4 protein-coding genes and 2 pseudogenes are annotated in these 4,720 nt (G+C 74.3%); 4 read left to right on the forward strand and 2 right to left on the reverse strand.

All coding sequences use genetic code 11. The annotated features are described in order from the left end of the window. Positions 1-686 (forward strand): annotated as a pseudogene (locus D471_RS0101795) (chemotaxis protein CheA); the annotation flags it as partial. Between the two features lie 116 nt (positions 687-802). Here the strand turns inward: D471_RS0101795 and D471_RS0101800 are convergent. Both D471_RS0101800 and D471_RS0101805 read right to left on the reverse strand, forming a co-directional pair. Continuing rightward, the gene (locus D471_RS0101800; RefSeq protein WP_017597044.1) at positions 803-1,447 is read right to left on the reverse strand and encodes an AAA family ATPase; all 645 of its coding nucleotides are present in this window, start codon (positions 1,445-1,447) and stop codon (positions 803-805) included. Between the two features lie 7 nt (positions 1,448-1,454). After that, on the reverse strand, positions 1,455-1,829 hold the full coding sequence (locus D471_RS0101805) for a TFIIB-type zinc ribbon-containing protein (RefSeq protein WP_083924021.1): 375 nt from the start codon (positions 1,827-1,829) through the stop codon (positions 1,455-1,457). Positions 1,830-1,994: 165 nt separating this feature from the next. Between D471_RS0101805 and D471_RS0101810 the strand changes: the two genes are divergently transcribed. The 3 genes and pseudogenes from D471_RS0101810 to D471_RS0101820 all read left to right on the forward strand — a co-directional run. Next, a complete protein-coding gene (locus tag D471_RS0101810) occupies positions 1,995-2,612 on the forward strand; it encodes a PadR family transcriptional regulator (RefSeq protein WP_017597046.1) in 618 nt (205 codons plus the stop codon). Next, a complete protein-coding gene (locus D471_RS0101815; RefSeq protein ID WP_017597047.1) occupies positions 2,609-3,352 on the forward strand; it encodes an ATP-binding cassette domain-containing protein in 744 nt (247 codons plus the stop codon). Before D471_RS0101810 ends, D471_RS0101815 begins: the two co-directional genes overlap by 4 nt. Then, positions 3,352-4,720: pseudogene (locus tag D471_RS0101820) on the forward strand (FtsX-like permease family protein); the annotation flags it as partial. The gene D471_RS0101815 and the pseudogene D471_RS0101820, both read left to right, overlap by 1 nt.

Raw genomic sequence — 4,720 nt, forward strand, 5'->3', positions numbered from 1 at the left:
CGGCCCAGAAGGCCAGGGAACTCGCCGAGATCCGGCAGATGGCCACCGAGGACGTCGTCCGGCTCGGCGAGGACGTCGCCCGCCTGGAGATCGACCTCACCGCCGTCGACGAGGCCACCCGCGCCGACTACACGCGGGCGATGGACTCCTACGACCAGGCCAAGTCCCTGCTCGACACCATCTCCGAGCCCGACCAGGTCCGCATGGTCACCAGCGCCCTGGAGGACGGCCGCTACTACATGAGCGCGACCCGGGCGCGGATGAGCGGCGAGCCGGTGCCCGAGCGGCGCGGCCCCTGCTTCTTCAACCCGCAGCACGGCCCGTCCACCGAGGACGTCACCTGGGCCCCGCCCGGCGGCGCCCCCCGCTCGGTCACCGCGTGCGCCGCGTGCGCGCAGGCCGTGCGGACCGGCGGACAGCCGGACGTGCGCCTGGTCGAGGTGGGCGGTGAGCGACGGCCGTACTACGACGCGGGACCGGCCTACTCGCCCTACGCCGGCGGCTACTTCGGCATGGACATGATGATGGGCATGTTCACCGGCATGATGATGGGCTCCATGATGGGGTCGATGCTGGGCGGCGGCATGATGGGCGCCGGTGACATGGGCGACGTCGGGGACGTCGGCGGTGACGACTTCGGGGGCGGGGACTTCGGCGGAGGCGACTTCGGCGGCTTCGACTTCTGAGGTTCGGACCCCGACCGCCCACGAACGGAACGCCGACGGCCCCGGGCGCGCGCGGGGCCGTCGGCGTTCGCGGCTTCGGTGTCCGTGGCCGGGGAGACGACGCCCGAGGTCGAGGGTCAGGCCGCCGCGCCGGAGCGCGCGTGCAGATCCTCGACCCACCGAACCACGGTCTCGGCGGTCCGCTCGGGCCCGGTGTCGGTGGTGTCGACGAGGGTCAGCGGCGGGTCGAGGCGGGGCCCCTCCCCCGCGACCCACGCGGCGTAGTCGAGCGTCTCGGCGATCCGTTCCTCGTCCCACTCACGCCAGGCGGGACGGGCCCTCAGCCGTTCGGCGAGGACGTCGGGGTCGCAGGTCAGCGCCAGGTAGTGGATGTCGGAGAACAGCGCGCGCTCGGGGAGGGGCTCGAACTCCGGGGGGACCACGGTCCCGCACAGCACGACCGGCCGCCCGTTCTGCTGCACCATGGCGGCGGTGCGCAGCCAGGTGGAGCGGAACAGGCGGTGGTGCCCGGCGGGGTCACGAAGACCGCCCACCCACAGCAGGTCCTGTTCGAGCACGACGAAGCGGTCGCGGAGTCGTTCGAGCAGCAGCCCGGCGATGGTGGACTTCCCGGTGCCGCTCGGGCCCGACACGCAGTACAGCGGCAGGCGCGCGAACGGCCGGGTCAGCCCACACGCGACACAGCGCAGGACGGACGCGCCCGCGCTGGTGTCCGGGGTCTCGTTCCACTCCCCGCAGCGCGTGCAGATCAGCGGATGCACGCGCGGCTCAGTCGAAGAGCTCTTCCAGGAAGCTCTTCTTGCGCCGACCGCGGTAGGGCTTGGGCGAGTCCCGGTACCCCCCGTAGCCGCGCGGGGAGTCGGGATAGCCGCCGTAGCCGCGCGGGGAGTCGGGGTAACCGCCCTGGCGGTACCCCGGCGGCGGAGCCTGGGGGTAGGGCTGCGGCGGGGCCTGGTGGTAACCGGGCTGGGGGGCGCTCGGGTCCGGCGGAGGCGGCGCCGCGTAGTGGCGCTGCTCGGCCGCGATGATGCTCTCCAGCTCACCCCGGTCCAGGAAGATGCCCTGGCAGACGTCACACCGGTCGATGTGGACGCCCTGTCGGTCGTAGGTACGCATGGGGCTCTGGCACTTGGGACAGATCACATCGCAAACAGTACCCGCTCGATCGTGAGATCGGCGTAAACGAGGGCGATTCGTATGCGCGCACCAGCGATTTCACCGTGCGTCGCGATCCCTTGACCCGAAGCCTTGCGCGATTAGTTACCGAGTAAGTATCGTGGAGCTAGTTACTCAGTAAGTAGGTGTCTCATGTCAGTCCGCCAGGGGTTCCTCGCCCTGCTCTCCCACGGCCCCAAGCACGGGTACCAGCTCCGCGCCGAGTTCGAGGCGCGCAGCGGTGGCACGTGGCCGCTCAACATCGGGCAGGCCTACACCACCCTGGGTCGCCTGGAGCGCGACGGACTCATCGCCTCCGTTCACGACGACGACCCCGAGGCACCCGAGCGGTACGCCCTGACCGACGCCGGACGGACCGAGGTCGAGTCGTGGTGGAACAGCCCCGTCAAGCGCGGCGCCCCCGCCCGCGACGAACTCGCGCTCAAGCTCGCGCTCGCGGTCACCACGCCGGGGGTCGACGTGCGTGCCGTCGTGGACGCCCAGCGCGCCGAGACCCTGCGCGGCCTCCAGGACTACACGCGCCTGAAGCGGTCGGGCCGCGGGCGGGAGGCCACGGAGGAGGACCCGAACGCGGACCTGGCCTGGGACCTGGTCCTGGACGCGCTCGTCTTCTCGGCCCAGGCTGAGATGCAGTGGCTCGACCACGTCGAGTCCCGCCTGGCACGGGCCTCGCGCACACGTGGCGGAGCCTCCGCGCCCGCGGCCACGCGTGCCCCGGAGGCGGCGCGACGCCCGGAGGCGAGCCGGTGACCGACGCCCCCACCCCCCAGCTGAGTCTGCGCGGCCTCACCCGCGTCTACGGCGAGGGACCCACCCGCGTCGACGCGCTCACCGACATCGACCTCGACGTCGCGCCCGGCGAACTCGTCGCCGTCATGGGCCCGTCCGGCTCCGGGAAGACGACGCTGCTCAACCTCGCCGGCGGGTTGGACACCCCGACCCGGGGCTCGGTCCTGGTCGACGGCGACGCCCTGGAGGCGCTGACCGCCCGCCAGCGCGCGGCCCTGCGCCGCCGCCGGATCGGCTACGTCTTCCAGGACTTCAACCTCATCCCCTCCCTGACCGCCGCCGAGAACGTCAGCCTCCCCCTGGAACTGGACGGCCTGCCCCCGCGCGAGGCCCGTCCGCTGACCACCGCCGCGTTGGACGACGTGGGCCTGTCCGACCGGGCCGACCGTTTCCCCGAGCAGCTCTCCGGGGGCCAGCGTCAGCGCGTCGCGATCGCCCGCGCCCTGGTCGGACCGCGACGGCTGATCCTCGCCGACGAACCGACCGGCGCCCTGGACTCGACCACGGGCGAGGACGTCGTCGCCCTGCTGCGCGACCGCGTCGACCAGGGCGCCGCCGGACTCCTGGTCACCCACGACTCCCGTTACGCCGCCTGGGCCGACCGCACGGTCTTCCTCCGTGACGGCCGGGTCGCCACCTCCACCGGCGGCCGGCTCGGCCTGGAGGCACTGATCACGGCGGACACCGAGGGCGGGGTGTGATGGCGCGCTCCCTCACCGCTCCGTGGCGGGCCGCGCTGCGCCTGGCGCTCCGGGACGCGGCGCGCAACCGCGCCGCGACCGCGCTCATCGCCGCGGCCGTCGTCCTCGTGGTGGCGGGGGCTACCGCGGGGGACGTCCTGCTCCGCTCGATCACCCCGCCCGCCGCCGTCCTCAACCGCATGATGCTCGGCGACTCCGCCCAGGCACGGATCACCTGGCACCTGCCCGGCCCGGTCCAGCAGACGCCGCGCGACGACCTCATGGTCGGTGGCGCGGACGCCGAACCGCCGTCGCCCGAGGAGTACGAGGCGACCCTGCTCGACCTCCTCCCCGAGGGATCGGATCTGGTCCGGGCGGTGACGGGCACCGTGACGGCCCGAAGCGGCGACCGGGCCACCGAGGGCCTGGAGGCCCTGGAGGCCCCCGTCGACGGCCCGCTCGCCGACGCCTTCGCGCCCCTGGAGGGGACCGCGCCCACCGAACCGGGCGAGGCCCTGGTGAGCCGGGAACTGGCCCGACGCCTGTCCCTGGAGCCGGGCGACGGGATCGCGCTCGCCGCGGACGGCGGCGACGCCCGTACCGTCACGGTCACGGGCGTGGCCCCGGCCAGTCGCAACCCCGCCCAGGTCGTCCTGGCTCCGGGCACGCTGCTGGACACCGGCGGAGAGCTCGGTACCGCGACCGCGGTGTCGGTGTGGTTCGTGACCGGGTCCGAACCGGTGACGTGGGACCGCGTCCTGCGGATCAACGAGACCGGATCGACCGTCTACAGCCGTGCGGTGGTCTCCGACCCGCCCCCTCCCGCCGAGGTCCCCCTCCTGAGCGGCCAGCCCACCGCGGGCCCGGACACCCGGCTGCTGTTCCTGGGCGGACTCGCCGCCGGAACAGTCCTGGCGTGCCTGGTCATGGGACCCGCGTTCGCCGTGCGCGCCCGCCGCGCCGAGCGTGACCTGGCTCTGGTCAGCGCTCAGGGCGGCGACGCGCGGACCCTGCGCCGGACCGTGCTCCTGGGGGCGGCGGCCGTCGGCGGCGGAGCCGGCGCCGTGGGCGCGCTGGCGGGACTGGGCGCGGCCTGGGCGGTGTCGGCCGGTCTGCGCCACGTCGGCGACCCGGTCTTTCCCTCACTGATCCTGCCCGCGGCGGACCTCGCCGCGTTCTGGGCGCTGGGCGCCCTGACCGCACTGGCCGCCGCGCTCCCGCCCGCCCTGCGCGCCGGGCGGACCGACCCGGTGGCGGTGCTCTCCAGCCGTCCGGCGGCGGCCACCCGGCGGCGCCGCGCGGGGGTCGCGTCCGTCACCGCACTGCTGGCGGCGGTCCTGGCCGGGACGGCGTTTCGGACGGCGACCCCGTGGCTGTTCGTCCCCGCCG

The organism is Nocardiopsis lucentensis DSM 44048 (assembly GCF_000341125.1).
Lineage (GTDB): Bacteria > Actinomycetota > Actinomycetes > Streptosporangiales > Streptosporangiaceae > Nocardiopsis > Nocardiopsis lucentensis.